The following is a 26,587-nucleotide window of genomic DNA, read 5'->3' as shown; positions in this document are numbered from 1 at the left end:
CTTCAATAGCTTGTCAATGCTTGTTTGATTTTTTGGATAGCAATGTTAACATTCTCTGCATTCTCCAGCTAAGAATGGAAGTCTGAGAATTAGGCATATTCCTGTAGGTGCTGCTAATTCTACAATATTCAATACATTAATTTCTGCTCCTGCAGGAATGTTAATTCTAAATACTGTTCCACACTTTTGATTGCATTCACAATGATGCTCATGATGCTCATGGTGCTCATGGTGCTCATGATGTTGTTCGCAGTGATGTTCATTATTGTATTGTAGTGGTTGTGTTTGTGAACAAGGTCTTGTGTAGGAATTTTCGCGGTTTCCATAATAATTATCAGGTTGTCCAAATATATTGTTCATGGTTTGCACCTCCTTTTTGTAGTACATACTATTCGGCATCTCGATGGAATGTTACATATGGAATATAAAATTTTAAAATAAATAGAGTGCTGGAAGCACTCTAATAATCAATTTTATATTAAGTTGAATTTATGCACATACTTTGTTACGACCGCTGTGCTTTGCCCTGTATAATTCATTGTCTGCCTTCTCCATAATATTATCAATTTCTTTAATAGTCTCATCATAAGTTGCAACCCCTATAGAGATTGTAACTTTAATCTTTTGTCCATCAGAAGAAAAGAAATCATTTGAAGCTATGGTGGTCCTTATGATTTCGGAAAGTCGTATAGCTTCTATGCTTGAAAAGTTAGGAAGAATAACTGAAAACTCTTCCCCTCCCATTCTAGATATAAAGCCCGATTTTCCACAGGTTTCCTTAAGTACTAATGCCAATTCTCTAAGTACAATATCTCCGGTAGCATGGCCGTAAGTATCGTTTATTTTTTTGAAATGATCAATATCAAGCATTAAAACTGAAAGTCTATTTCCTTGTTGCAACGCTTCCTTAGTGTATTTATTAATTTCTGTATCAAAAGTTCTTACATTATTTAAACCTGTTAAAAAATCTGTAGTTGATTCATTTTTAAGTCTTTCGACATATATAAAGGAATTGTATAAATTATTAGTGATTATATATACTAAAAAATCAACGAATGCAGAACCAACCCAAAAACCAATAAGTGTTTCAACTAAAAGCACTTTATTGGGTATTAGAAAAAACAAGAGAACAGTGTAGCAGACTATTGAAAATATAAACATGTATGTCCATTTTTTTGTTCTAGATATTTTTCTTGATCCTATATGATAGCAGAAAATTGCTATAGTAAACATGGCAATAGTTGCAGATATTGAGTACATATTTAAACCTAGATAAATTATTCTAAAAGAAACTATCATAAATGTGGTGACTAAGATTGAGCTAAGAGAAGTAAACATGGACACTACTATAATAGGAACATATCTAAAGTCCAATATTAAGCCAGGCATAAGATTTACACTAAAGGTAATTAATAGTATTCCAGAAATACCTCCAATAAAGCCGGCAGTTAAGTGAAGTTTTTTTGATGAATTTTTATGTAAGCCAGTCTCGCTAAAGACTTGACTTGCGATAAATAGGGTTGTAACTAATATACAGGCATTTATGAATAATTGCCTTGTTATATAAGCTGAATTAAGTGAAAACATAGAACCCTCCACGTATTTCTGATTATGAAAATAAGAAATATTAATCCTTGCTATAGTGGTATTACTACCATAATACAAGATAATTTGAGTATAGTAAACAGTGGTTTGAAAGAACAACATTTGCTTGATTTGTTAACAGATTGTTTACAAAACTGCCATTCACCTGACACTGAACCTAAATAGAATTTAAATTAAGATAATTGTAGGGTTTATGCAATTTATAATATAGGTTTGGGAGGATAAAAGATGAAAAGTAAGCTAATTAAAGCGTTAATAGCTTGTGTAGTCGTTGTTGGAATTTCTGGAGGAGGCTATTATGGTTATAAGAAGGTGTTTGCAGCTAAGCAAGTTACAGCACCTACAGCTAGGTCCATAACAGTTGCAGCAAGAAAAATGAATCTTCAAGTAAATGTGCAAGGAACTGGTGCTGCATATTCATCAAATACTAAAGAAGTGATGCCCGGCAATAACGGAAACATAAAGGACCTTAGCTTTAAAATAGGAGATACAGTAACAGCTGGACAAAAGCTTTTTGTTTCTGATAGCGATGATGTTAGACAAGCTGTAACTACAGCTCAAAACAACTTAAATGATGCAAATTTAAACTTAACTTCAGCACAAAACGAGCTAACTGCAAGTCAAAAGGATTTATCTGATGCTGAAGCAGCTGCAAGTACTGCTGCTTCAACTAACTCTCAGTCAAGTGACACAAGCAAATCAAATAATAATCAGTCAAACAGCAGTCAAGGAACTAAATCAGTGGATTCACTGAAGCTTCAAGTTCAAAGAAATCAGGCATCTGTTGAGCAAGCTAAGCTAAAAGTGACAGCTGCAAAGGATAAGCTGACTTCAGCTAAGGATGCAGTTGGTAAAATGACAGTAACTGCTCCAATAGCCGGTGTTATTACTGCAGTAAACTTAACAAATGGAGATAGTGCTCAGCAAAATAAGGCAGTACTTACCATTGTAGATATGAGCGCAATTAGGGTTAAGGTAGCTGTCGATGAACTTGATATTGAAAAAATTAAGCTAGGACAAAAGTCTGAAGTAAAATTCGATGCTATAAAAAACAAGACCTATGAAGGTACAGTTGAAACAATTGCTCAGGAAGGAAAAAGCACTAATAACGTAACTACCTATGATGTAGTAGTCGCAATAACTAATTCTGAAGGAATTAAACTTGGCATGAATGCCAATGTAAATATTCTGGTTGAAAATAAGGAAAATGCTTTAGTAATACCTGCTGAAGCTTTAGTTGAAATGAATGGCAAAAGATATGTAAGAGTTGAAAACTCTGAGGGTAATACTGGAACACAAGGTACAGGTACTAATCAAGCAGCGACTGGAACTCCAGCAAATAATCAAGTAACTGCTAATAGTCAAGGTGCTCCAGCGCCATCGGGTTCGGCAACAACTCAGAGTGGTAAAAATAATAATGCTAATAACTCTAATAAATCTGCTAAACAGGCTGCAAGAACTAATCAAAGAAACACTGCTGCAACAACAACAAATACACAAAATGTAAGTGTGGGTAAATTAGTTGAAATAAAAACCGGACTTGAAAATGAGAATTATATTGAAGTCTTAGAAGGAGTTACAGAAGGTCAGAAGCTTTTAGTTGCCTTGCCTCAAACTAGTACAACAAATAACAATCAAAATCAAGGCAGAAATGCAATGGGCAGCTTCGGGGGAGGGGCGCCATCAGGAGCACAAGGAGGCTTCCCAAGAAACTAAATGTATTTTTGAAGAAAGGGGGAAGGTTTATGACAGATAACATAAAAGGCGAAGAAGTAATTAAAATAACAAATTTAGATAAAGTTTATAATATGGGCAGCAGTAGCTTTAAAGCATTGGATGATGTTAGCTTAAGCATCTCTAAGGGGGAATATGTGGCTATAGTAGGACCATCTGGTGCTGGTAAGTCAACACTCATGAATATAATAGGCTGTCTGGATACGCCAACAGAAGGCGAATATATTCTAGATGGATTAAATACAAAATGCAGTGACAACAAGCTAGCAGAAATAAGAAACAAAAAGATTGGCTTTATATTTCAAAACTATAACTTGCTGCCCAAATTAAATATAATGGAAAATGTGGAGCTTCCGCTTCTTTACTTAGGATATCCAAACAGCAAGATAAGGGAAAAAGCAAAGGAAGCTATTGAAAAAGTTGGACTTACAAGCCATATAAAGCATAAACCATCAGAGCTTTCGGGAGGGCAAATGCAAAGAGTTGCTATTGCTAGAGCCTTAGTTACTGACCCGCAGATTATTCTTGCAGACGAGCCTACTGGAGCCTTAGACAGCAAAACAGGAAAAGAAGTATTAAAGATGTTAGATGATTTAAATAAAGAAGGTAATACTATAATTATGATTACTCACGATAAGGAAATAGCATCAAATGCAAAGCGTATTATCACTGTAAAAGATGGAAAAATACAGTCTGACAGCCTCAATGATTGTGAGGTGGGAGCATGAGACTATCAAAACTTTTGAAGGTAGCAATGTCTTCTGTTTGGAATAATAAAATGCGATCCTTTCTTACGATGCTGGGCATAATAATTGGTATTTCTTCAGTTATAATACTTGTAGGCATGGGAGAAGGTACAAAAAAGAAAGTTACTGAGCAAATTGAAAAGCTTGGTACTAACTTAATTACCGTAAGTATAACAGGAAACAGAACATCACCCATCTCAGAGCAAGAAATAGAAGAATTAAAAACTAAACCTGGAATTAAAGAAATAGCACCTAGCATATCTGGAAATGCGAATTTAAAGGCCGGGGATAAATCTGGAACTGCAAGCCTTGAAGCATCTACGCCTAACTATACTTCAATTAGGAAGGTAAATGTAAGCCAAGGAAGATTTATTTCGCAAAGAGATATAGACAACAGATTCAAGGTGTTGGTTATAGGACCTGAAACAGCTACCAATATGTTTGAAACTACTAATGTTGTGGGCAAGACAATGTATGTTAACGGAATTGAGTTTACAATAATAGGCGTGCTTGAATCACAAGGAACTTCAAATGCAGGCTCGAACGATGATAAAATTATACTGCCAATATCAACTGCGCAAAGACTTCTTAAAAACTCTACAATAAGAACTTTTTATATAGAAGCAGAGAATAAAGACAAAGTAAGCGAAGCTATGGCTTACTTGCAATTGTTCTTAAATAAAAAGTATAATAATGATACAAAGAGCTTTAGGGTTATGAACCAAACCACTCTCCTTGAAACAGCTAACGCAACAACTGAAAGCATGACAACAATGTTAAGCGGCATAGCTGCTATTTCACTAGTAGTCGGAGGCATAGGCATTATGAATATAATGCTAGTATCAGTAATTGAAAGAACCAGGGAAATAGGTATAAGAAAAGCAATTGGAGCTAAGAGAAGAACCATACTTCTTCAATTTTTAATAGAGGCTGCAACTATAAGCAGTCTAGGCGGAATTGCAGGTGTTCTCACAGGATATTTAGGAGCTTACCTAGGGCTTAAGTACTTTAACACTACTATACTTATCTCTGGCAATATAGTTTTAGCTGCCTTTGGCTTCTCAGCAATAGTTGGAATTATATTTGGGATATACCCGGCAAATAAAGCTTCTAAGCTAAATCCAATCGATGCGTTAAGATTTGAATAAGACATAATAAAGGTGAAATATGAAAGAAAAAATTTTAATTGTTGATGATGAAGAAAGAATGAGAAAGCTTATTGCTGCTTATCTTCACAAAGAAGGTTATGAAACCTTTGAAGCTGAAAATGGTGTTCAGGCATTAAATATGTTTAAGAGCCAAAGCTTTCATTTAATAATACTAGACGTGATGATGCCTATTATGGATGGTTGGTCAACCTGTAGGGAAATTAGGAAGACCTCAGATGTTCCTATAATTTTTCTTACTGCAAAGGGTGAAGATGAGGATAAGCTTATAGGCTTTGAACTTGGAACAGATCATTATGTTACTAAGCCTTTTAATATGAAGCTTTTAATAGCAAGAATAAAAACACTTTTAAACAGAGCATATAAAACGGAAATGAAGCAGAAGAAGGAACATTTATATGATGGACTTCATGTAGATGAATTATCTCATAAGGTATCAATAAATGGAATAAGCTTAAATCTGTCTCCCAAAGAATACGATTTATTAATATATTTTATAGCAAATAAAGACATTGTTTTAAGCCGCGAAAAAATACTGGATTATATATGGGGCTTTGACTTTGAAGGTGATCTTAGAACTGTAGACAGCCATATAAAAAGGCTAAGAGAAAAGCTTGGTGAAAAGGCATACTTAATTTCAACGGTTAGAGGAACAGGATATAGATTTGAGGCAAAGAATGAAGAATAGACTACTTAATGATTTAAAGAGTAAATTTAATAGCAATACAAGTATAACTAGGAAACTATTTATAATCACAGCTATATTCTTTGCTGCTTTTGTTGGAAGCACTTTGATAATTCAATCATTGTTTTTTGAACGTTTTTATATAAGCAAGAAAAAAAGCGATTTAATAAATAATATTGAAAGTTTTAGAAGTGAATACAACAAGTCAAAGGATGTTGTTGCGGCTATGGAAGTGGCTGCTGAACATGAGGCAAATAATAATATTAAAATAGTAATTTTAGACAGCTCAAGCAGATTAAAATTTAATCAATCAAAATTTAGAAACGAAGGAAACAAAACAAAGGATCTTACTGACTTTATTAGATTATGGAGCGAGCAAACCAATAAATCAATTTTGGTAGACAACAAAACACAAACTTATCTAGTAAGCAATAGAGATGGTGATACAAGGAACATCGTTGCAGTGAATTATAATAGCGATAAAACAGAAGTTATCTTTGCTTTGTCTTCGCTTCAGCCAGTTAATGAAGCTGTGGGAGTAATAGAAAAGCTGTATTTTTATTTTACTCTCGTAGCAGTTTTGTTTACTATCCTTCTTGCATTTATATACTCTAAAATGATAGCTAAACCATTGGTAAAAATCAATAAGGTAGCTACAAAGATGGCACAGCTAGATTTTACTGAAAAGTGTCAGGTTGACAATAAGGATGAAATAGGAAATGTAGCTGCATCCTTAAATTTCCTATCAGAAAATCTTGATAATGCTTTAACTTCATTAAAGCAAGCCAATACTAAGCTTGAAGAGGATATCGAAAAGGAAAGAAAGCTTGAGAAAATGAGAAAAGAGTTTGTGGCAGCAGTTTCCCATGAGCTTAAGACGCCTATAAGCCTTATTGATGGTTATGCAGTAGGTCTGAAGGATGATATCTTTGAAGGCGCAGATAGAGACTACTATCTTGACATAATAATTGACGAAGCGGAAAAGATGGGAAACCTTGTTTCAGACATGTTGGATTTATCCTACCTAGAGTCAGGAAGCTTTAAATTAAAAAGAGAAAAATTTAATTTAACCGAGCTTATAGAGCACACCATTAAAAAATATGAAACTATTTTTGAGGAGAAAAGAGCAGAATTAAAACTAGACCTTCTACCGCAGGTTATAGTTAATGCAGATTGGAATAGACTAGAGCAAGTGCTTACAAACTTTGTTACTAATGCTTTGCGCCATGTAAATGAAGCTGGAAGTATATATGTTAACGCAAGAGAAATGGAAAACAGCTTTGTAGTCGAGGTGGAAAATACAGGTTCTTCAATACCTGAAGAGGATATTGGGAGGATATGGGATCAATTTTATAAAATTGACAAGGCAAGAACAAGAAAGCTTGGAGGTACTGGAATAGGGCTTTCCATAGTTAAAAATATTCTTGTGCATCATGATTACTCTTATGGAGCTATAAACACAGATAATGGTGTAAAATTCTATTTTGAAGTACCCAAACTTTAAATAAAAACAAGACCCGCAGCTTAGTTTAAGCCCTCGGGTCTTGTTTCTTTATGTCCATCTTTCAGCCCATTTTTGAATTTCATTCATAGAACTTTCCAAACTTCTGCCTTTTTCTGTTAGCTCGTATTCAATGCGCACAGGCATTTCAGGATAAACTTTTCTAACAAGAATACCTTGTTCTTCAAGTTCCTTAAATCGTTCTGTTAGCATACGAGCGCTCAGGTTTGGAATTATTTCCTGTATATCTGAAAATCGTTTTGCTCCACTAAGGAGAGAACGGATTATAAGTCCAGTCCATCTCTTTCCAAGAAGCTCAAAGGCAGCTTCAAATCTAGGACACATATGAATTTTTTCCATAGTAATCATCTCCTATGATTATTTTATCATATTTGCTTAAAAAAAATAAGTACCTAATTATTGAAGTTCAATTTTGTTGGTTTTTATAAGTATAATGAAATTGTATAAAGAATATACAGAGTTAAGATAATTTATTAATTAAAATAGATATAGCAATAAAAAATCTGGATTGAGTTTATTATATCAATCCAGACTATTTATTGCTTAGTTATTATAAAAACACCAACAACTATGATTAAGGTGCCTACCAGGGTGTTCTTAGTGATAGGTTCCTTAAACATTAAATAGCCAAAAAATAGTACCACTATATAACTGATGCTTTGCAGTGGGTATACTTTTGTTAAATCAAATTTTTTTAGTATAGAAAACCAGTAAAAGGTAGAAATGATATATACTGCTATCCCACCAAGCATGTATTTATTCAAAAGAAGATGTATAAGCTGTTTTATGGAGGACATGCTTTCTTGCTTTAATCCTGCCTTCCATAAGAGCTGTCCGCAAGCTAAAAGTATAGAGTTAAAGAAAACTAAAACCACAGCACTGATTTTAAAAACCTCCTCTGTTATGTTAAATAAAAATATAGCTAATTACTGATAGTGTATGAAAGTGGACGGTAAATATTCAAGTACAGATGCAATAACCTAGCAATATCACATTTGAAAAAATATATACAATGGTATACTATATTATTAATTCACTGAACTTAATTAAGGAGAACTATAATGATACAAGCTATATTTTTTGATATTGATGGAACTCTAATTTCCAGTAAGTTAAAAACTTGTTCAGCTTCTACTAGAAAAGCATTAGCAAAGCTTCGTGAAAAAGGAGTTTACACCTTTGTAGCTACAGGACGGCACATTTTAGAAATTGAGAAAGAACACTTAATAGATGGGCTCTATTTTGATGCATATATCACTTTAAATGGTCAGTATTGCTTTAATAGTAAAGAGGTAATTTACCAAAATGAAATTAATAAGGAAGATATAAAGAACTTAATCAAACAAATTGATGAATCTCCATATCCTTGCATGTTTGTAGAAAAGGATAATATGTATATCAACATAATAAACCAACGAGTGATAGAGGTTCAAAAATCAATATATTCGTCACTGCCTCCCATTATGGATATTCACAGGGCTTTAGAAAACCCTGTTTATCAAATAATTCCTTATATAGATAGCAAGCAAGCGGAACTTTATCCTTTAAGCGTGCTTAAGCATTGCAAGTCAATTCGATGGAATCCCTATGCAATAGATATCATTCCGGCTAGCGGCAGCAAAATGGAAGGTATCAAAAAGCTTTTAGAGTATTATAAGATTCCACCTGAAAATACCATGGCTTTTGGCGATGGAGAGAATGACATAGAAATGCTTGATTGCGTAGCTATTGGTATTGCTATGGGAAACGCTGGTGAGAAGGTAAAAAAAGTTGCGGACTATATTACTGACAGTGTAGAAAATGACGGTGTAGCTCAAGCTCTAGAATATTTTAATTTGGTTTAAAAAATAGAATAGGCTAAGAATACTTAATATAATATACTTAGCCTATTAAACGTAGAAAGGGCCTGTTTCATATAGCGATGATAATTATAATGGTACAATAATTATTTTGGCAGCAATATTAAAGTAAAGATGTAAAACTAAGAGATTGAAACTACAACAAGCTAGTAAGCTAAAATATAATAAAAGGGTAGGGTGAGATATGGAAGCTTGGCAGGAAAAAAATCTGCTTGATCCTAGTTTTCCATTCAAATTGATTATTGACGGTGGAAAGTGCCCTGTCTCTCATCATTGGCATGATGAAGTTGAAATTATATACATGACTAATGGCAGCGTTAAGGTTGGTGTCAATAACAAGATGTATAATATTAAAGCTGGTGATATCCTACTAATAAGCAGTGGAGATATACACTGTTTTTTGCCTGATTCCAGTATAGGGAGCCGAATAGTTATACAATTTAATCTTGCTATTTTTGACAGCCTTGGAGCTTTTATGAATGAGAGAAAAGAAATTAGGCCGCTGTTTGATTGCTCAAAAAGGCTTAGCTCAGAATGGAGAACTGAAGTTAAGCAGGAGATGGAAAATCAGATTAAGGGTATTTTTGAAGAGTATAATAAAAAAGAAGAAGGGTACAAGCTTGCTCTTAAAGCAAGGCTTTATGATTTAGTTGTGCTTCTGCTTAGAAAGGTTCCTATGGAGAGACTCAGCTTTGAAGAAGAAAACAGACACAGAGAGGCTCTAGGAAGACTGGAAAATATATTTAGGTTTGTAGAAGATAATTATTTATCAGATATAAGTTTGGAAGAAGCTGCAAAGACAGCAGGTTTTAGCGTATATCATTTTACAAGGTTTTTTAAAATGAAAACAGGCATAACCTTTGGTCAATATTTGAGCAGTTTTAGAGTAACAAAGGCCGAATGGCTTCTCATGAATAATGAGCATAGTATAACAGAAATAGCCTATAAGTGCGGTTTTAACAGCGTTAAAACCTTTAATAGAGTTTTTAAACAGCTAAAGGGCTACTCTCCTTCGGAGTATAAAAAGCAAAATATGAGAACAAGTTAGCAATCATCGGGGAGTAATTCCCGATGATTTTTTATATAATGAATTTGTAAACGAAAACAAGGTAAATTATAAATTTACTCTACATATAAAGGAGGATATATATGAAAAATAAAAAGCTTCGAATTGGTATTATAGGCTGTGGGGGAATAGCTAATGGAAAACATATGCCAAGCTTAGCCAAGCTTAATACAATAGAGATGGTGGCCTTTTGCGATATTATTGAAGAAAAGGCTAAGGCTGCTGCCGAGAAATATGGTAGTGAGAATGCAAAGTACTATACTGATTACAAAGAATTATTAAATGATAAATCCATAGACGTTGTACATGTTTGCACGCCTAACAAATCCCATTCGTTTATTACAGTGGATGCTTTAGAGGCAGGCAAGCATGTAATGTGTGAAAAGCCAATGGCTAAAACTGCTGCTGATGCACGTCTAATGGTTGAGGCTGCAAAGAGGACAGGTAAAAAACTTACTATAGGCTATCAGAACCGTTTTAGAGCTGATTCACAGTATTTACATACTGTTTGCGAAAAGGGCGATTTAGGGGAAATTTATTATGCAAAGGCCCATGCTATAAGAAGACGAGCAGTGCCAACCTGGGGGGTATTTTTAAATGAAGAAGAACAGGGTGGAGGACCATTAATAGATATTGGAACACATGCTCTAGATTTAACTCTTTGGATGATGGGGAATTATAAGCCAAAATCCGTAATGGGAACGGCTTATCATAAGCTTTCAGGCAGGAAAAATGCGGCTAATGCCTGGGGACCATGGGATCCTGAAAAGTTTACTGTGGAAGACTCTGCTTTTGGTTTTATAACCATGGAAAATGGAGCAACTATAGTTCTTGAGTCAAGCTGGGCTTTAAATAGCCTAGACGTTCGTGAAGCTCAAACAACTCTTTGTGGCACAGAGGGTGGAGCAGACATGATAGGGGGACTTAGAATAAATGGAGAAAATTTAGGCAGGTTATACGATACAAAAGTTGAGTTAAACTCTGGGGGGGTTGCTTTTTATGATGGTAAACAAGAAAGCGACGCAGATTTAGAAGCAAGGCTTTGGATTGATAGCATACTTAATGACACTGAAGTTGTTGTAAAACCAGAGCAGGCGCTAGTAGTTACAGAAATATTGGAAGCTATATACGAATCTTCAAAAACAGGTAAAGCAGTATATTTTGAATAAGCTAATGGGAGGATGCAAAATGAATATTCCTGTTGCATTACAGTTATACACTCTTCGTAGTGAATTAGAAAAGGATTTTATCGGTACACTGAAAAAAGTTGCTGATTTAGGCTATAAGGGAGTTGAGTTTGCAGGTTTTGGTGGATTTTCAGCTTTGGAGCTGAAGTCTTATCTTGATGCCTTTGGGCTTAAGCCTGCAGGTGCTCATATTGGAATTGAACAATTAACAGGTAATCTTGACCAAGTTATTGATTATAATCTTCAGCTTGGCAATAAATATATTGTCTGCCCTTGGGCAAGCTTTGAAGGCAAAGAAGACTATTTGAAAATGGCTGAGCTTTTAAAAGAGGTAGGAACAAAGCTTAAGAACTCAGGACTTCAGCTTTGCTATCATAATCATGCTCATGAACTTGAAAAGTTTGAGGGTGAATACGGACTAGATATTATATATAACAAAGTGCCTGCGGAACTTCTGAAAGCTGAGATAGATACTTATTGGGTGACTTATGCTGGATTAAATCCAGTTGAATATATTAAAAAATATGCTGACAGAATTCCGCTGCTTCATATAAAGGACATGGAAAACAGCGAAAATAGAGAGTTTGCTGAAATAGGAACTGGAACGATCGATATAAAAGCTATAGCTAAGCAGTCAGAAAAAAATGAAACGGAATGGCTTATTGTTGAGCAGGATGTATGCAAGAGAGAACCTCTTGAGAGTGTAAGGATAAGCCTTGAGAATTTAAGAAAAATGAATTTAGCTTAAAAGGAGAGATATAAATGCATTTAGGATTTTTAACAGTTTGTTTAGGAAAGATGCCGTTAAAAGAAAAAGCAAAATGGGCAAGTGAGGTTGGATTTAAGGCTCTTGAAATTGCCTGCTGGCCAAATGAAAATGACAGGGACTATTCCAGCTGTGATATAGATGTAGATACTTTGACTGCTGAGAAGGCAGAAGAAATAAAAGCCTATTTTGAAGAATACGGCTTAAAAATTTCTTCTCTTGCTTACTATGATAACAATTTGGACAAAGATCCTGTAAGAAGAGCTTTTATAAATAATCACACTAAAAAGGTTATTGATGCGGCAGTTATGCTTGGCACACCATTAGTTGGAACCTTCGTAGGACGAAACATAGAAAAAGATATGGAAGAAAACTTTAATGAGTTTGAGGTGGTTTTTACTGAGCTTGTAGCATATGCTGAGGAAAGAGGCATAAAGCTTATGATTGAAAACTGCGATATGAAAGGTTGGCAATATCCAGGCATACCAGGGACAATTTCTTACACTCCGGAGCTTTGGAGAGAAATGTTTAGAAGAGTACCAAGCAAGAGCTTTGGATTAAACTTCGACCCATCGCACTTAGTTCCTCAATTTATAGATTATTTAAGAGCTGCTGAAGAGTTTTCAGACAGGATATTCCATGTTCATGCAAAGGATGCAGAGATACTTCAAGAAGGCCTATATAACTATGGAATAAACAATAGAAAGCTATTCAAAGCTGGAGAAGACAATTTTGGCTACTGGAGATACCGCATGCCAAGTCTTGGACAAGTAGATTGGGAAAAACTAATTGACCTTCTAAGGAGCAAGGGTTATGATGGATTCATAAGCACTGAGCACGAAGACCCATTGTACGAAGGCAGTGAAGAGAAAGTTAAAGAAGGCTTAGTTATTGGGTTAAAACATTTAGAAAAATTTATATAGGGGAGTGAGAGGTGTGAAAAAATATAGAGTTGGTGTAATTGGGTGCGGCAATATATTTCCTATGCATGCCTTATCTGTAAACAGCCTTGAGAATGCTGAAGTTGTAGCTGTTTGTGATGTGAAAGAAGATAGGGCAAAGGAAAAAGCTAAGCAGCTTAATTGCAGTTATTATGTTGATTATAAAGAAATGATAGAAAAGGAAAAATTGGATGTAATCCATATTTGCCTTCCTCACTATCTTCATGCACCTGTAGCAATTTATGCTGCAAGTAAGGGAATAAATATTCTAACAGAAAAACCTATGTCAATAAAGCTTGAAGATGCAGAAGCTATGATTAGCGCGGCAAAAGATAATAACGTAGTTTTAGGAGTTATATTTCAAAACAGATATAATCCGGGTTCACAACTTATAAAGAGAACCCTTGAATCAGGAGAACTTGGTAAAATAATATCAGCAAAGCTTTCTGTAACCTGGAATCGTTCCGACGAATATTACAGTAAAAGCGATTGGAAGGGTACATGGGATAAAGAAGGCGGTGGAGTTATAATTGACCAAGCTATTCATACCATGGATTTACTGAGATGGTTTATTGGAAGTGAAATCGAATATGTAGATGCGAATGTAAGTAATAGAGCACATGAAATTATTGAAGTTGAGGATTCAGCTGAAGGTGTCATTAAATATAAAAATGGAGTAGTTACTGGTTTTTATGCCGTAAACTACTATGGGTACGATGCTCCTGTTGAGATAGAAATCTACTGTGAAAATGGAATAGCTAAGATGATTGCCGACAAGGGTATTGTTAAATTTAAGGATGGAAGAGAATTTACTGCAGATAACAATCCTAATGAAACTTTCAGCTATGGAAATGGAACAAAGGGTTATTGGGGAGTCAGCCATGTTAAGCAGATAAAGAATTTTTACAGTTCATTAGATGCAGGTGTAAGCCCTGAAATAACTGGGGACGAGGCAATAAAAACTCAAAAAATGATTTGTGCTGTGTATGAATCTGGCAAAGAAAAAAGAAGAATTATATTTTAATAATTTAGAAAGAGCTGTTATTCTAGCAAATAACAGCTCTTTGTTTTATAATATTATAGATGAACTTTATAAACGCTAAGGAGATAACTATGACAAAAGAATTAAAGGCAGACTTAAGCTTGATTGGGGTGACTGCATTATGGGGGTCAAGCTTTCCTATAATGAGCTTAGTTCTAAAGGATATACCGCCATTTACTTTTATCACCATAAGATATACACTTTCTGCACTGATACTTGCTATTGTATTTTTGAAAAGCTTTAAAAATATTAATAAACTCACAATAAAATCTGGTTTTATAATAGGGGGGACCTTATTTGTAGGCTGCGCTTTTCAGCTTGTTGGGCTTTTATATACAACTCCTAGCAAGTCTGGATTTTTAACAGGAATGAATGTTGTTTTTGTTCCGATTTTAATAGCACTGCTTTATAAAAAACTACCGGATATAAAAACTATTATAGGTATAGTTTTATCGGTTGCTGGTTTAGGTATGATGTCTTTAAACATCAGTATGAGTATAGGCAAAGGAGATATCCTAACACTTATAGCAGCACTATGTTTTGGAGTGCAAATACTTGTTGTTGATAAGTACACAAAGGATGTGGATATTGCACTTTTAACTTGTGTGGAACTTCTAGTTATTGGGCTGCTTGGTGCAGTTCCTGCAGTTGCAGTTGAAGGGTTTAAATTTACATTAAACTTTGGGATTATACTGGCGTTGTTATATACAGCTGTATTGTGTACAGCAATTGCTCATGGAATACAAAATAAGGTACAGGCGAGTATAAATCCAACTCATGCGGCTATAATATATTTGGCAGAGCCGGTATTTGCTGCGATATTTTCATTGTTTGTAGGCGATAAGCTTACAGGGAAAACTCTTGTTGGAGCTTTCATAATAATGCTTGGCATGATTGCAATAAGTATAAAACCTAAAAGCAGTGAAGAGAGAACACAGCTTGAACTATAATCCATATTAGCCTGTAAAAATATTGTTGACATACAGCCTTAAAATGTTATAATGGTCTCAATAAAATATTGCAATACATTGATGAGAAGAGTAAGCTTATAGAAGTTTTCAGAGAGAGAATACACAGCTGTGAGTATTCTTAAATGGATATTAGCCGAAGACCACCTCAGAGTGACTCTAATAAAGTCCGGTAATTCCGTTATAATTAATCAAGTGGCTTGTATTACAAGCAATTTGGGTGGAACCGCGGGAGAATTGAAGGTTTATGCTCTCGTCCCATTTCTTTAGGGATTTGGGACGAGAGCTTTTTGATTTGTCTAAATTCTCGCAGAATAAAAAGATAACAATTTAACTTTTTAACAACTTAACTTTTTTAAAAGATAACAATTTAACTTTTCGCATGTATAGAAAAACAAGTAACTGACAATATGAAAGGAGATACAAATATGATAAAAATTGCACTAAAAGACGGCTCAGTTAAAGAATATGAAGCTGGCATATCAGTAATAGATGTTGCTAAGGATTTAAGCGAAGGCTTAGCAAGAGTTGCTACTGCAGGAAGCGTTAATGGAAAAACTGTTGACTTAAGATTTGAGCTTAACGAGGATTGCGAGTTAAGTATATTAACTTTCAACGATGAAGAGGGTAAGAAAGCCTTCAGACACACTACAACGCATATATTAGCTCAAGCAGTTAGAAGGCTATTTCCAGAAGCTAAATTAGCTATAGGACCAGCTATTGAAGAAGGTTTTTACTATGATTTTGATAAAGAAGGTTCATTCTCAGCTGAAGATTTAGAAAAGCTTGAAGCTGAAATGAAGAAGATAGTTAAAGAAGAGCTTCCGATTGAAAGATTTGAACTTGCAAGAGAAGAAGCGTTAAAGCTGATGAACGACATGGGAGAAACTTATAAGGTTGAACTTATAAATGATCTTCCAGAGGATGCAGTATTATCCTTCTACAAAATGGGTGAGTTTGTTGATCTTTGTGCAGGTCCTCATTTGATGAACACAAAGTTTGTTAAAGCCTTCAAGCTAACTCAAGTAGCAGGAGCTTACTGGAGAGGCAGCGAAAAGAACAAGATGCTAAGCCGTATCTACGGAACTTCCTTTACAAAAAAGAATGAGCTTGAAGAGTATCTAACAAGAGTTGAGGAAGCTAAGAAGAGAGACCACAACAAGCTTGGAAGAGAACTAGAATTATTTACAACAGTAGAAGAAGTAGGTCAAGGACTTCCAATACTTATGCCTAAGGGAGCAAAAGTAGTTCAGCTTCTTCAAAGATTTGTTGAGGATGAAGAGGAAAGAAGAGGCTACCTTTTAACTAAAACTCCATTAATGGCTAAGAGTGATTTATACAAGATTTCGGGACACTGGGATCACTACAAGGAAGGGATGTTTGTACTTGGCGATGAGGAAAAAGACGATGAAGTTATGGCTTTAAGACCAATGACTTGTCCATTCCAATTCCAAGTTTATAAAGCTAAACAAAGAAGCTATAGAGATCTTCCTCTTAGATATGGTGAAACTTCTACACTATTTAGAAATGAATCCTCAGGGGAAATGCACGGTCTTATAAGAGTTAGACAGTTTACAATTTCTGAAGGACACCTAATAGTTAGACCAGACCAGCTTGAAGAAGAATTCAAGGGTGTAGTTGACTTAGTTAACTACATGATGGATACTCTAGGGATTAAAGAGGATATATCTTATAGATTCTCCAAATGGGATCCTGAAAATAAAGAAAAGTATATAGATAATCCAGAAGCTTGGGAAGATACTCAGGTTAAGATGAAGAATATACTAGACAACTTAGGCATCAATTACAAGGAAGCTATAGGGGAAGCTGCTTTCTATGGACCAAAGCTTGACTTACAGTTTAAGAACGTTCATGGAAAAGAAGATACAATAATAACTATACAAATAGACTTCTCACTAGCTCATAGATTTGACATGACTTATGTGGATAAGGATGGAGAAAAGAAATTCCCATATATCATTCACAGAACTTCAATAGGCTGCTACGAAAGAACTTTAGCAATGCTTATTGAAAAATATGCAGGAGCCTTCCCAACATGGCTTGCACCAGTTCAAGTTAAGGTACTTCCAATATCAGAAAAGTATCATGACTATGTAGAAAAGGTAACTAAGACTCTTCAAGCTAAGGGAGTTAGAGTTGAGCCAGACTACAGAGCTGAAAAGATAGGCTATAAGATTAGGGAAGCAAGAATGCAAAGAGTACCTTACATGCTTGTAGTAGGTGAAAAGGAAGCTGCCGAAAATACTGTATCTGTAAGAAGCAGAAAGAATGACGATGAAGGTGCAATTGCTTTAGAGGCATTTGTAGATAGAATCGTTAAGGAAATTGAAAGTAAAGAAAGATAGTTGGTTAAAGGCTATGGAAGCGTAAATAGATTTATTAAAACTATTTACGCTTCCATAGCCTTGCTCTTTAGTTACTTAACTTAGATGTGATATTTCCTGGGGTATCAAACTGTGTGCCATTTATCCAAATATATGTTGTATTCCTAGCTTCACTATAATGAAATAATACTTCTAAGTCTCCGTATAAGGATTTAATAACTTGGACATTCTGAATTTCTTTGTAGTTAACCTGAGATGTTGAAAGGGAGCTTTTTAATATGCTTTCTTTAAAATCATTAGAAACATTATCTAGCTCAAATTCAATTAGGCTTTTTATTGCCACATCACTTCTCTTGTTTAGTTTAAAATTCTCTAAATCAATTTTGCCATTGTTTAAGCTCACTATAATAGGATAATTTTGGTTATTCATATCACAAAGAAACACAATGTATTTATTTCCCTTTTTCATATTTTCGTAATCTTTTGGGTGGATTAATTCATTATTTTTGGTTAATACACATCTTTCAGCAATCTGAAGTTCCTCAGGTAAGGTATTTTCATTTTTAAAAAATTTATCAACCTTTATATTTCTTAAAGAATAATAATCAGAAATAGTGTTATCTAGATTATATTTTATATAGCTATTTTTTGGGGTTAATTTATCGGTAGTAGTTATCAAAGCTATTGTGTGTGCATAATTTTTTAATTCATTATAGTCATAGCTTTTATACTTAGCCTGTGTTTCAACAACAATTGGTTTATCTGAACATCCAGTTAGTAAGAGTAACAGTGTTGTTAAACTAATTGCTAAACTTCTCAATATTTTTTTACTCATAAAACATGCCCCTTTTAAAATTTATTTTATCATAACATCCTTAATATTCCAATTGATGCAAGGTGCGGTTATTCTATTTTATAAAAGTACTTTTTTAATTATACTGATGTTTATACTTGGTGTTCGTTTATTACGTCAAAATGCTATGAAGAAATTATGTAGAAGAATCAAAGCATTTGTTTTGAATTAGTAAATTCTTGTGCGATAACTTGTAATCTTTTCTTGTCAGTTAATAGGGTTAAGCCGGTGAGTGCAAGTACTTTTGAACTGATAAGCAAGGCTTCATCACCAGCTTTAGATTTAGCTGCCTCTTTGAACTCAATAGTGTGAGGTGATAGATTATCAGAACCTATGCTTATATAAGGGTGAATAGTTGGCACAACTTGGCTAATATTGCCTGCATCTGTGGAACCTAACCCAATTACATCTTTATCTATAACTTTCACACCAAGAGACTCTAAATTATCTTTAAAAACTTGATCGAAGGACTTTATTATCAAGAAATCATCTACAGGATTTTGATATGCAATAATATTAAGTTTTGAACCTGTTGCTAATGCAGCGCCTTCAGCTATAGCTTTTACTCGGGTTGTAACTTTGTTTAAGGCTTCTCTACTTGATGCCCTTATAAAAAATCTAGCCTTTGCATACTCAGGAACAATATTTGGGGCATCTCCGCCATGAGTTATTATTCCATGAATTCTAACATCACTTGTCACATGCTGTCTTAAAGCATTAATTCCGTTAAAGAGCAAAATAACAGCATCTAATGCATTTATGCCTTCCTCAGGACATGCAGCTGCATGAGCTGGCTTTCCTATGTATTCAAAATCTAATGGATCTACGGCTAATGTGCTTCCTGTAATAGTTGTTTTTGAATTTGGATGAATCATCATGCAGGCATCTATTCCAGAAAGCAAGTTTTCTCTTACAAAAGTAGCTTTAGCACTTCCGCTTTGACCACCTTCCTCAGCGGGAGTGCCTAAAACTACTATCTCCCCACCAATTTGGTCTAAAACCTTTGACAAAGCAATAGCTGCAGCAATGCTTGCGGTTCCAATTATGTTATGTCCACAAGCGTGACCTAAGCCTGGAAGAGCATCGTATTCTGCTAAATAGGCGATTACAGCACCTGGCTTTTCTGATTTCTTTCTAGCTATAAATGCGGTTTCGTGTCCAGGGATACCTCTTTGAACTTGAAATTCTTCAGCTTCTAAAGTATCAGAAAGGAGCTTTGAAGAAAAATGTTCTTCATTTCCCACTTCAGGCTTCTCATGAATTTGGTGACTTATACAAATAAATTTCTCTGATAGATTATCTATAGTATTTAAAATAATATTTTTTATTTCCTCTAAATTGAAAGTCATAGTTTATCCTCCTGCAGAATATACTTTATAAAAAATAAAACCTCTCCTTAAGATAAGAAGAGGTTAAACATTGTTAAACTTAATCTATCTTATCTGTCAAGCTTTTGCTTGCTGGAATTGGCACAGTATTCTACGCTAGAACCCGCTGCCGAGGCTTCAAAGGGCCGTTCCCTCCACCTCTCTGGATAAGAAATATATTTTATTTATTTAATATATTAAAGCTAATATCCAAATATGTCAATATAAACTAAGTAAAAAATATTTTTAGATAGTTTTACAAAATGATGTTGACAATGTTAAAAATTGCATATATAATCAAATGCAAGTAATGCGAATTACGAAAAAGAAAATTAAATAATAATCCTTATCTAGAGAAGCCTAGGGACTGGCCCGATGAAGCTTCAGCAACCACATACTTAATGTACGGTGCTAAATCCAGCAGATTTATTCTGAGAGATGAGGGAAGGCAGTAGTTAATAATAACCCTTCCACGGGTTTATTTTTTTACCTGTGCTCCTTATCGATTCTAAAGATAAGGAGCTTTTATTTTACAACAAGGTTTTTACGAAAAGAAAGGAGGACTAATAAATGCCGCAAGTTAGCAGCAGATTAGATGGATTCACAGAATCAGTCATAAGAAAGATGACAAGAGTCGCAAATGAATATGGGGCAATAAATCTGTCTCAAGGTTTTCCGGATTTTGATCCACCAAAAGAATTGGTGGAAGCTTTAAAAAAAGCAGCAGATGAAGGTCCGCATCAGTATGAAATTACGTGGGGATCTCAAGGGCTTAGAGAAGTACTGGCGAAAAAACAATCAAAATTCATGGGATTAGATATAGATCCTAATAAAGAAATTGTAGTGACCTGTGGAAGTACAGAAGCAATGATGGCGGCTATGATGAGTGTTTGTGAGCCAGGAGAAAAGGTTATTGTATTTTCTCCATTTTATGAAAATTATGTGGCTGATACAATTCTTTGTGGGGCAGAGCCAATATATGTTCCATTGTATCCACCAGAATTCAATTTCAATAGAGAAGAGCTTATAAGAGCTTTCGAGCAAAAGCCCAAAGCATTAATTCTTTGCAATCCTTCAAATCCAACTGGCAAGGTGTTTACAAGAGAAGAGCTTGAGTTTATTGCAAATCTTGCAATAGAGTATGATGCCTTTGTAATAACTGATGAAGTCTACGAACATATTGTGATGAAGCCTTATGAGCATGTTTATTTTGCAGCTTTGCCGGGCATGTTTGAAAGAACAATAAGCTGTAGTTCATTATCAAAAACTTATTCCATAACAGGATGGAGATTGGGCTATATTATAGCACCAGAACACATTATTAATAATGCAAAGAAGGTACATGATTTTTTAACGGTTGGTGCAGCAGCTCCGCTTCAGGCAGCAGCAATCTCAGGCTTCAATTTACCAGAAGAATACTATGAAAGCCTAAGAGAGCTTTATACTGAAAAAAGAGATTTGTTTATAAAAGGGCTTGATGAAGCTGGACTAAAATATACAGTTCCTCAAGGTGCTTACTACATTATGGTAGATATATCAGAGTTTATTCAGGACACTAGCCTTACGGATAACGAGTTCTGCGAATGGCTGGCAAAGGAAGTTGGGGTGGCAGCGGTTCCAGGTTCAAGTTTCTTTAAAGAAGAGGTAAATCATCTAATTAGATTTCATTTCGCAAAGAAGACTGAAACCTTATTAGCTGCTTTAGAAAGACTAAAAAGCCTTAGAGAAAAAGCTTCAAGAGGCATAATTATGTCCTAAGAGTTTAATAATGTGAATTTTTAATTTGTGAAATTAAGTTTAATAAGAAATGCGTAAAGAGTAATAGGCTATACGTGCAAAAAGTAATATTAAGGGGGCATAAAAATGAAAAAGGCAGTATCAATTTTATTATCAGTAGTATTAGGTGCAGTATTATTAACAGGCTGTGGGGCAAAGAAAACAGCAAGTGTAGGTAACAGCGTAAAATTAGATGCGCCATTAAAAGTTGGGGTTACAGCAGGACCTCATGAGCAAGTGGCGGAAAAAGTTAAGGAAGTCGCTAAAGCAAAAGGTTTAAATGTAGAGTTGGTTGTATTCAATGATTATGTTCAACCAAACAAACAGCTTTTCGAAAAGCAAATAGATGTCAATATATATCAGCATGAGCCATATTTAATAAAATTTAATGAAGACCAAAAGATGAATTTGGTTAAAGTTGCTAGTGCTGTGAATTTCCCAATGGGAGCATATTCTCAAAAGATAAAAAGCTTAGATGAGCTTAAGCAGGGAGATAAGGTATCAATTCCTAATGACCCAACTAATGAAGCAAGGGCATTAATACTTTTAGAAGCCGCTAAGGTAATCAAGCTAAAAGAAGGTGTTGGCGTAAAAGCCACGCTTCAGGATATAGCTGAAAATCCTAAGAAAATTAAATTTATAGAGCTTGAAGCTGCAATGGTACCTCGCTCGCTTTCAGAAGTCGCAGCTGCAGCTATAAATACCAATTTTGCTATGGAAGCAAAACTAAATCCAGTTAAAGATTCTATTTTTATAGAGCCTAAGGACTCGCCATGGGTAAATATAATAGTTGCAAGACCTGATAATAAGGATGATGAAAGAATTAAAAAGCTTGTAGAAGCATATCAATCCCAAGAAATTAAAAAGTTTATTGATGAAACCTTTAAAGGTTCTGTAATAACAGCTTTTTAAAAGAGATAGGGGGAAGTGCCATGGCAGCTTACGAAATAAAGTATGGCAAAGAAAAGCTAAAAATAAATATTAGTGATGAGTATATAGTAAACACGCTGCTTCCAAAGGAGGCAGCTAAAATGGTGGATATAGCTTCAGAAGTAAAAAAAGCACTTAAAGAGCCTATAGGTACATCTCCGGTAAAGGAAATTGTGAAGCAAGGGGATAAGGTGTTAATAGTTGTAAGTGATATAACAAGATTGTGGATAAAAACTTCTGAATTTTTAGTGTATATTGTAAATTACCTTAATTCTATAGGTATTAGAGATAAGGATATTTCAGTTCTTGTTGCATTAGGAACACATAGACCATCAACTGATTATGAAAAAGAGCTTATAGTAGGTAGTGAAGTCTACAGAAGAGTCAAGGTATATGACCATGACTGCTTTAATGATGATAGTCTTTCCTATTTTGGGAAATCAAGCTTTGGAACTCCAATTTATATTAATAGAAAAGTGCTTGAGGCAGATAGAGTGATTTTAACAGGGGGAATTGTTTTTCACTTGTTTGCTGGTTTCGGGGGCGGGGCAAAAAGCATGGTTCCAGGAGTGGCGGGACTTGAAACAATACAGCATAATCATCGGCTGACTTTTTATGAGGGAGAAAGCACAGGATTAAATCCTGCTGCTGCCTCAAATAAAATTAAAGGCAATCCAATGAGAGAGGATATAAATGAAATCTGTAGAAGAGTAAATCCGGATTTTCTTTTCAATGCTGTACTTGATGCAGAAGGAAATTTCATAGAGTTTGTTGCAGGAGATTTTGAAAAGGCTTGGCTAAGGGGCTGCAGCACCATAAGGGAGCTCTATGGAATAAAAATAGAAGAACAGTCTGATATAATGATTGCATCAGCAGGGGGCTATCCTAAAGATATAAATTTATATCAAACTGTTAAGACTATGGATAACTGCATATATGGAAGCAAGGAAAACAGTTCTGTGATAATTGCTTCTGAATGTATAGAAGGTCTTGGAGCGCAAGAATTTTTAGAGTGGTTTCAATATAAAAGTCTAGAAGACATGGAAAGAGCACTTAAGAAGAACTTTACTGTACCTGGTTATGCAGCCTATAAGACTGCTTACCTGGCTAAATTTAGAAAGGTATTTCTAATATCTGCACTAGATAAAAAAGTGGTGGAAGAGCTTGGATTTATTCCAGCAGCTTCACTTGAAGAAGCTCTGAAGCAAGCATATTCAATAAGTTCTTCAAAACCCAGAATAACCTTAATGCCTTTTGGAGGAAACACACTTCCGATACTCTAAATACCTCAGGAGAAAAAATAACTATATATATTGAAGTATATGGGAGTTTATGTTAGTATGAAGGTGAAGTTAGACTTTAACTATTAATAAACTATGAGGTGTGAAATGATTAAGAGTTTTTTAACTAATAACTAATTAAATAGTTAGTCCTTAGAATTGTGCAGGGATTTCTATGCGCATTTTTAAGAGATGATAGTTAAAAAACACGTACAGGTTTATTTCCCACAGGCAAAATTTTAATATGGCTTGTAGCTGTATCCTGCAATACGGGTACAGCTTTACTATTTTTTGGCTGTCATCTCTATTTAATCTTAAAAGGAGATGATTGTATGAACGTTATTTTTGAAAATTTATATAAGGATTATGAAGGTAAGATTGTATTTAGTAGTATCAGTGGAAGAATAAATAATAATGAAAAAATTGGACTTATAGGAGTAAATGGGATTGGCAAGACTACCTTGGCTAAGCTTTTAGCTGGGCTGGAACAATATGAGGAAGGAAGTATCAAATATAGTCCCAGTAATTTAAAGATTCATTATATGAATGAAGCTTTGGAAGGTAAGGACTTCTCAAATTTAAGCGGTGGAGAGAAAACTAAACAGCTATTAAGTGAAACGTTGAATAAAGACTATGATGTGCTGATTTTAGATGAACCAACTAACCATCTTGATATGGAAAGTGTAAGCTGGCTTGAGGGCATTATTAAAAACTTAAGAAAGACAGTACTTATAATTTCACATGATAGATATTTTTTAGATAAAACTACCAATAAGATTTGGGAACTTTCGTCTAAAGAACTAAGACAATATGAGGGAAACTATACAAGCTATAAGCTACAGAAGAAATCAGAGATTAGAAATCAACTTAAGGAATATGAAAAGCAGCAAAGAGATATAAAACACCTTAATGAGGTAATAAATGATAGAAAAGATTGGTTTGACAAAGCACATAAGGCTGCTGGTCAGAATGATTTTGCAAGAAGCAAAGCTAAAAAGCATGTTAGCGTTATGAGGGCAAAGGAAAAGCAGCTTGAGAGGCTTGAGGATAACAAAGTAGAGAAACCAAAAGAAGAGGTAGCGGCTTGCTTTGAATTGCTAAATAAAGGCATTGTTAATACTAAACTTTCACGGTATCTAGTACAAGGTAATAATTTGTATAAAAGCTATGGTGATAGAACTATTCTAACTAAAGCCTCTTTTAGCATTATGAGAGGCGATAAAATTGCTCTATTAGGTAATAATGGTGCAGGGAAAACTACTATCATTAAAATGCTGAATGGATTGGATAAGAATTTCGATGGCATCATAACTGTAAATCCTTCTGTTAAGATAGGATACTTTGCTCAGGAGCTTGAAAATTTAAATTACGACAAGTGTATCCTGGATAATTTGCTTGAAAGCGGAGCAACTCAAAAGGAAGCAAGGCTTCTGCTTGCGTGCCTTTTATTTAAAGGAGATGATGTTTTTAAAGAAGTTAAGAATTTAAGCATGGGAGAAAAATGCAGAGTAGCCTTTGCAAAGCTTATACTATCTTCTGCAAATTTATTGATATTAGATGAACCAACTAATTATATGGATATTGTGTCAAAAGAGAAGGTTGAGGAAATTTTAGAAGAATTTCAGGGAAGTATGCTTTTTGTTTCTCATGATAGATACTTTGTAAATAGATTGTCTAATAAAGTTTTGCAGCTTAACAACTATAAGCTTACTACTTATTTAGGTGGATATGAGGAATACTTAAATAAGATTGAAAATGATAGAAAGGCTGAAGCTTTAAGTGAGGACTATAATACTATTAAGGATACTATAAGCAGGCTTGAGTGTGAGTTAGCTTTCATAAGTGGACGGCTCAATGATAAGTTGACAGAAGAAGAAAGACAGATAGTAAATGATAAATTTCTTCTTACTGCAAGAGAAATTAACATGTACAAAAATAAAATCAAGGCTTAAAATTTAATAGCTGTAAAGTTATAATATTTATAGTTTGCACTTAAAAAATGTGTACTTACAAAAGCAATTTAGGAGGAAATAACAATGGACTTAGAGAATATAAAATCATCAATAGCAACTAATGTTTACCACATACCATCAGATAAGAAAGTGCCGCTTCACCAGCATCCAAAACATGATGAAGTGTTCTATTGCGTAAAGGGAGAAGGCTTTGGGGTGCTTGCTGATGGAGAAGAAAAACTTGAGGCAGGCAAAGCTTTTATAGTTCCTGCAGGAACTATGCATGCATTAAGGTCTGATAGCGAAATGTATGTAACATCCTTTTTAATTCCTAAGGTATAAATATGAAGATTATAGATTTTTTAAAACACAAAACAAAACTGCTTAAGAGAGAATTAAGGGTATTATCTATAGCATACAAAAAGCCTGGAGTACCCTGGTATACAAAGACTTTAGCGGCTATTGTTATTGGATATGCTTTAAGCCCTGTGGATTTAATACCTGACTTCATTCCTGTACTTGGATATTTAGATGATTTGTTATTGATTCCTCTGGGAATATATATGGTAATAAAATTAATACCTAAAAATGTGCTTGAGGAATGCAGAATTGAAGCAGAAAATGCTGCTAGAGATGACAAACCCAAGAACTGGATTGCAGGCTTTATAATATTAGCCATATGGATTTTTATAATTGGACTAATCATATACAAGTATATACTTTAGTTAAACAGCAGCGTTCAGGCTGCTGTTTTATTGTTCATATTTTACCACTTCTTCGGGCATACTAAATCATGT

General features: G+C 34.6%; 25 protein-coding genes, 2 riboswitches and 1 other annotated feature. Of the genes, 19 read left to right on the top strand and 6 right to left on the bottom strand.

The genetic code is table 11. The features are described 5' to 3' along the window. Positions 1-45 precede the first annotated feature (45 nt). Together NBE98_RS21080 and NBE98_RS21075 are read right to left on the bottom strand one after the other, a co-directional pair. Complete coding sequence (locus NBE98_RS21080; protein ID WP_250816972.1) at positions 46-360, bottom strand: hypothetical protein; 315 nt, start codon at positions 358-360, stop codon at positions 46-48. Positions 361-489: 129 nt separating this feature from the next. After that, positions 490-1,587 (bottom strand): GGDEF domain-containing protein, encoded by a 1,098-nt coding sequence (locus NBE98_RS21075; RefSeq protein ID WP_250816971.1) that lies wholly within the window; start codon positions 1,585-1,587, stop codon positions 490-492. A 246-nt stretch (positions 1,588-1,833) separates the two neighbouring features. Here NBE98_RS21075 and NBE98_RS21070 point away from each other — a divergent pair, with 246 nt between their 5' ends. From NBE98_RS21070 to NBE98_RS21050, 5 genes are read left to right on the top strand one after another with little or no spacing between them, the layout of a single operon-like run. Then, entirely contained in the window at positions 1,834-3,321 is a 1,488-nt protein-coding gene (locus NBE98_RS21070; RefSeq protein ID WP_250816970.1) for an efflux RND transporter periplasmic adaptor subunit, read from the top strand. 29 nt (positions 3,322-3,350) lie between these two features. Further along, positions 3,351-4,067 carry an ABC transporter ATP-binding protein gene (locus NBE98_RS21065; protein ID WP_250816969.1) on the top strand — a complete coding sequence of 239 codons (717 nt, stop codon included), beginning with the start codon at positions 3,351-3,353 and terminating at the stop codon, positions 4,065-4,067. Then, entirely contained in the window at positions 4,064-5,233 is a 1,170-nt protein-coding gene (locus NBE98_RS21060) for an ABC transporter permease (protein WP_250816968.1), read from the top strand. The genes NBE98_RS21065 and NBE98_RS21060 overlap by 4 nt, the downstream gene beginning before the upstream one ends. 19 nt (positions 5,234-5,252) lie before the next feature. Next, entirely contained in the window at positions 5,253-5,939 is a 687-nt protein-coding gene (locus tag NBE98_RS21055; RefSeq protein ID WP_250816967.1) for a response regulator transcription factor, read from the top strand. Then, on the top strand, positions 5,929-7,440 hold the full coding sequence (locus NBE98_RS21050; protein ID WP_250816966.1) for a sensor histidine kinase: 1,512 nt from the start codon (positions 5,929-5,931) through the stop codon (positions 7,438-7,440). The genes NBE98_RS21055 and NBE98_RS21050 overlap by 11 nt, the downstream gene beginning before the upstream one ends. Before the next feature lie 48 nt (positions 7,441-7,488). On the opposite strand, the gene NBE98_RS21045 is transcribed toward NBE98_RS21050, so the two are convergent. Both NBE98_RS21045 and NBE98_RS22650 read right to left on the bottom strand, forming a co-directional pair. Beyond that, positions 7,489-7,797, bottom strand: coding sequence for a winged helix-turn-helix transcriptional regulator (locus NBE98_RS21045; RefSeq protein WP_250816965.1), 309 nt, complete (start codon positions 7,795-7,797; stop codon positions 7,489-7,491). Positions 7,798-7,994: 197 nt separating this feature from the next. Beyond that, positions 7,995-8,333 (bottom strand): EamA family transporter, encoded by a 339-nt coding sequence (locus NBE98_RS22650; protein WP_490016181.1) that lies wholly within the window; start codon positions 8,331-8,333, stop codon positions 7,995-7,997. 186 nt (positions 8,334-8,519) lie between these two features. Here NBE98_RS22650 and NBE98_RS21040 point away from each other — a divergent pair, with 186 nt between their 5' ends. The 8 genes from NBE98_RS21040 (at position 8,520) to thrS (ending at position 17,653) form a co-directional block, all read left to right on the top strand. Further along, a complete protein-coding gene (locus NBE98_RS21040) occupies positions 8,520-9,302 on the top strand; it encodes a Cof-type HAD-IIB family hydrolase (protein ID WP_250816964.1) in 783 nt (260 codons plus the stop codon). 199 nt (positions 9,303-9,501) lie between these two features. Continuing rightward, a complete protein-coding gene (locus NBE98_RS21035) occupies positions 9,502-10,365 on the top strand; it encodes an AraC family transcriptional regulator (protein ID WP_250816963.1) in 864 nt (287 codons plus the stop codon). A gap of 101 nt (positions 10,366-10,466) precedes the next feature. Next, positions 10,467-11,552: a Gfo/Idh/MocA family protein gene (locus NBE98_RS21030; RefSeq protein ID WP_250816962.1), complete on the top strand. Its 1,086-nt coding sequence runs from the start codon at positions 10,467-10,469 to the stop codon at positions 11,550-11,552. 19 nt (positions 11,553-11,571) lie between these two features. Beyond that, entirely contained in the window at positions 11,572-12,318 is a 747-nt protein-coding gene (locus NBE98_RS21025) for a sugar phosphate isomerase/epimerase family protein (protein WP_250816961.1), read from the top strand. A gap of 14 nt (positions 12,319-12,332) precedes the next feature. Further along, positions 12,333-13,259: a sugar phosphate isomerase/epimerase family protein gene (locus tag NBE98_RS21020; protein ID WP_250816960.1), complete on the top strand. Its 927-nt coding sequence runs from the start codon at positions 12,333-12,335 to the stop codon at positions 13,257-13,259. A gap of 13 nt (positions 13,260-13,272) precedes the next feature. After that, positions 13,273-14,301, top strand: a complete 1,029-nt coding sequence (locus NBE98_RS21015; protein ID WP_250816959.1) for a Gfo/Idh/MocA family protein — start codon at positions 13,273-13,275, stop codon at positions 14,299-14,301. Positions 14,302-14,390: 89 nt separating this feature from the next. Then, entirely contained in the window at positions 14,391-15,269 is an 879-nt protein-coding gene (locus NBE98_RS21010; protein WP_250816958.1) for a DMT family transporter, read from the top strand. Positions 15,270-15,338: 69 nt separating this feature from the next. Next, positions 15,339-15,551: a binding site (T-box leader), on the top strand. A gap of 164 nt (positions 15,552-15,715) precedes the next feature. Then, entirely contained in the window at positions 15,716-17,653 is a 1,938-nt protein-coding gene (gene thrS, locus NBE98_RS21005) for a threonine--tRNA ligase (RefSeq protein ID WP_250816957.1), read from the top strand. A 67-nt stretch (positions 17,654-17,720) separates the two neighbouring features. Here thrS and NBE98_RS21000 read toward each other — a convergent pair whose 3' ends face one another. Together NBE98_RS21000 and NBE98_RS20995 are read right to left on the bottom strand one after the other, a co-directional pair. Beyond that, positions 17,721-18,467, bottom strand: a complete 747-nt coding sequence (locus NBE98_RS21000) for a hypothetical protein (protein WP_250816956.1) — start codon at positions 18,465-18,467, stop codon at positions 17,721-17,723. 167 nt (positions 18,468-18,634) lie between these two features. Continuing rightward, the gene (locus NBE98_RS20995) at positions 18,635-19,834 is read right to left on the bottom strand and encodes a M20 family metallopeptidase (RefSeq protein ID WP_250816955.1); all 1,200 of its coding nucleotides are present in this window, start codon (positions 19,832-19,834) and stop codon (positions 18,635-18,637) included. Positions 19,835-19,920: 86 nt separating this feature from the next. After that, a riboswitch (SAM riboswitch) is annotated at positions 19,921-20,026 on the bottom strand. Between the two features lie 169 nt (positions 20,027-20,195). Continuing rightward, positions 20,196-20,297: riboswitch (SAM riboswitch) on the top strand. Positions 20,298-20,422: 125 nt separating this feature from the next. On the opposite strand from NBE98_RS20995, the gene NBE98_RS20990 reads away from it, so the two are divergent. The 6 genes from NBE98_RS20990 (at position 20,423) to NBE98_RS20965 (ending at position 26,515) form a co-directional block, all read left to right on the top strand. Further along, positions 20,423-21,610: a pyridoxal phosphate-dependent aminotransferase gene (locus NBE98_RS20990; RefSeq protein ID WP_250816954.1), complete on the top strand. Its 1,188-nt coding sequence runs from the start codon at positions 20,423-20,425 to the stop codon at positions 21,608-21,610. A 105-nt stretch (positions 21,611-21,715) separates the two neighbouring features. Then, the gene (locus NBE98_RS20985) at positions 21,716-22,540 is read left to right on the top strand and encodes a MetQ/NlpA family ABC transporter substrate-binding protein (RefSeq protein WP_250816953.1); all 825 of its coding nucleotides are present in this window, start codon (positions 21,716-21,718) and stop codon (positions 22,538-22,540) included. Positions 22,541-22,560: 20 nt separating this feature from the next. After that, positions 22,561-23,841, top strand: a complete 1,281-nt coding sequence (gene larAH10, locus NBE98_RS20980) for an NPN-dependent 2-hydroxyacid racemase, LarAH10 family (protein WP_250816952.1) — start codon at positions 22,561-22,563, stop codon at positions 23,839-23,841. A gap of 329 nt (positions 23,842-24,170) precedes the next feature. Next, positions 24,171-25,790, top strand: a complete 1,620-nt coding sequence (gene abc-f / locus NBE98_RS20975; protein WP_250816951.1) for a ribosomal protection-like ABC-F family protein — start codon at positions 24,171-24,173, stop codon at positions 25,788-25,790. A gap of 84 nt (positions 25,791-25,874) precedes the next feature. Continuing rightward, positions 25,875-26,132, top strand: coding sequence for a cupin domain-containing protein (locus tag NBE98_RS20970; RefSeq protein ID WP_250816950.1), 258 nt, complete (start codon positions 25,875-25,877; stop codon positions 26,130-26,132). Positions 26,133-26,134: 2 nt separating this feature from the next. Then, the gene (locus NBE98_RS20965; protein WP_250816949.1) at positions 26,135-26,515 is read left to right on the top strand and encodes a YkvA family protein; all 381 of its coding nucleotides are present in this window, start codon (positions 26,135-26,137) and stop codon (positions 26,513-26,515) included. The last annotated feature ends 72 nt before the right edge of the window (positions 26,516-26,587 follow it).

The organism is Clostridium swellfunianum (assembly GCF_023656515.1).
In the GTDB taxonomy this organism is placed as follows: Bacteria; Bacillota; Clostridia; order Clostridiales; family Clostridiaceae; genus Clostridium_AT; species Clostridium_AT swellfunianum.
The sequence above is the reverse complement of the archived record's forward strand: the minus strand, read 5'-3'. Positions and strand labels throughout refer to the sequence as shown.